The organism is Burkholderia cepacia (assembly GCF_001039005.1).
In the GTDB taxonomy this organism is placed as follows: Bacteria; Pseudomonadota; Gammaproteobacteria; order Burkholderiales; family Burkholderiaceae; genus Burkholderia; species Burkholderia theae.
In genome coordinates this window covers 1-2,121 of record NZ_LDWR01000111.1, presented here as the reverse complement: position 1 = coordinate 2,121, position 2,121 = coordinate 1, and the positions used below count along the sequence as shown (strand labels likewise).

Genomic DNA, 2,121 nt, shown 5'->3' with positions numbered 1-2,121 from the left:
ATCGACGGCGCGCCGATCGCGCTCTGGCCCATGCCGCGCAGAAACAGCGCCGGCACGAGCACGTAGGGATCGAGCCGGCCGGCCGCGCGGCCCGCTGTCGACCGAGCGCGTTCTTCGCTCACGCGCCGCGCTGGTCGAGCAGCGCGATGATGTCCTGCGTCGAGCCCGTTTCGCCGAGGCGCGGGAAGATGCGCTCGACGCTGTTCACGTGCGCATCCGCGTTGAGGTCGGTCATCGCGTCGACGGCGAGCGTCACGTTGTAGCCGAGTTCGAATGCGTACCGGGCGGTCGATTCGACGCCGATGCTGGTCGCGACGCCGGTCAGCACGATCTGCGTGACGCCGGCCGCCTTCAGGTGCGCGTCGAGATCCGTGCCGGTAAACGCGCCCCAGGTCTTTTTCGTCACGAGGTGGTCGCCCGGCTGCAGGTTCAGTTCGGGCACGAGTTCGGTCCAGTCGGCGGGGAGTGCGTCCAGGCGCATCTGCTGCTGCGTGCGGCCCGGCGCGCCGCCGGCGACGTTGACGAGCACGACCGGCAGGCCGCGGCTGCGGAAGGCGTCGAGCAGTTCGCGGGCATGCGCGACCACCGGCGCGACCGGATGGGCGGTGGGCAGGGCGACGATGCCTTTCTGCAGGTCGATGACGACGAGGGCCGTATTCGTGTCGAGACGGGTAGCGCTCATGATGGGACTCCGTGAAGAAGGGCGAGGAAAGCCGTGCGCGCGGGTACCGCGTGGCGCGCCGGCCGGATTCATTGGTCGCCGATGCGGCGGATCAGCGGGATCGCGGCGGCGAGCGTGTCGATGTCTTCGGGATCGAGCTTCTGGATCGCGGCGCCGAGCCACTTGTGCTTGGCGGCGCTGCGTTTGCGCCGTGCGTCGAGACCGGCCGCGGTCAGCATGAACAGGATCTGGCGGCCGTCGGTCGGATGCGGCTCACGTTCGACGAGACCTTCCTCTTCGAGGCTCGCGAGGATCGCCTTCATCGACTGCGGCTTCATGGCCTCGGCGCGCGCGAGATCGGCGGTCGTCATCGGCCCCTGCTGTTCGAGCCGCGCGAGCGCGCTGGTCTGGGACATGCCGAACCCTTCGGATTCGACCTCGGAGCGGAGGCGGCGGATCAACTGGCCGACCGCGAGGGTCAGGTCGGCGGCGACGAGGTCGGCGGAAACGCCGGGTTTGCGTGGCGGGTTCATGCGGCGGATCATAGAATATGACAGTCAAACTTGCAAGTTTAACTGTCGAATTAATCGCCGGATCGTGCGCCTCCTCGACGCGCGGTTATGCGCGGCGCGGCAGCGCGACCGGCACGACGTCGCTGTATTTCGGGGAGGCGTCCTCGTGAAGCAGGTCGCCGAGGTATTGCGCGAGCTCGTCCGCGGCGAGCGCGGACGGAATGTGCAGGTCGGCCGGGCGCCGCTTGCCTTCGGTGCCGAGATCGAACACGGCCCAGCGGCCGTTCGCGCGCACGACGGCGAGCAGCCGTCCGAATGCGTTGAAGCGGTATTCGTCCTGCATGGCATCGCTCCCGTAGGGTGAATGCGCCGGCCGCCTGCGTGTGCTTACTGGATCGAGCAGGTCAGCCAGCGATGGATTTTGAGGGCATCGCTCGAGACGCCGGCACGCGTCGGCGCGCCGAGCAGCACGACCGTTTCGCGGCGGCCCTTCACGCGCATGCGCATCACGACGCCATGCCCCGATTCGTTGATGAAGCCGGTTTTCTGCAGCCGGATCGGCAGGCGGCGATAGCGTACGAGCGGGTCGGAATTCACGTAGACCAGTTCGCCGTCGCCGGGGCGCACGGTGGTCGACGTATCCGTCGAGAAATAGCGGATCAGCGGATCCTGCGCGGCCGCGCCGACGAGTCGCGCGAGATCCTCGGCCGTCGACACGTTGTGCGGCGACAGGCCGGTCGGCTCCCGGAAGTGCGTATGGCGCATGCCGAGCCGGCGTGCTTCGCGGTTCATCGCCTGGACGAACGCGGTGCGCCCGCCCGGATAGTCGCGGCTCAGCGCGGCGGCCGCGCGGTTTTCCGACGACATCAGCGCGATATGGAACATGTCGCGGCGCGACAGTTCCGAGCCGACCTGCAGTCGCGACCCGGTGAACTTGATCGTGTCGCG

Annotated in this window: 3 protein-coding genes and 1 pseudogene; all 4 read right to left on the bottom strand. The window is 68.5% G+C overall.

Features of this window, described 5'->3' with window-relative positions; genetic code table 11:
* Window positions 1-118: 118 nt before the first annotated feature.
* On the bottom strand, window positions 119-682 hold the full coding sequence (locus VL15_RS37950; protein WP_048252038.1) for an isochorismatase family protein: 564 nt from the start codon (window positions 680-682) through the stop codon (window positions 119-121).
* Between the two features lie 68 nt (window positions 683-750).
* Window positions 751-1,206, bottom strand: coding sequence for a MarR family winged helix-turn-helix transcriptional regulator (locus VL15_RS37945; RefSeq protein ID WP_196319683.1), 456 nt, complete (start codon window positions 1,204-1,206; stop codon window positions 751-753).
* Window positions 1,207-1,279: 73 nt separating this feature from the next.
* The gene (locus VL15_RS37940) at window positions 1,280-1,516 is read right to left on the bottom strand and encodes a DUF7661 family protein (protein WP_048252036.1); all 237 of its coding nucleotides are present in this window, start codon (window positions 1,514-1,516) and stop codon (window positions 1,280-1,282) included.
* A gap of 44 nt (window positions 1,517-1,560) precedes the next feature.
* Window positions 1,561-2,121: pseudogene (locus tag VL15_RS37935) on the bottom strand (D-alanyl-D-alanine endopeptidase); the annotation flags it as partial.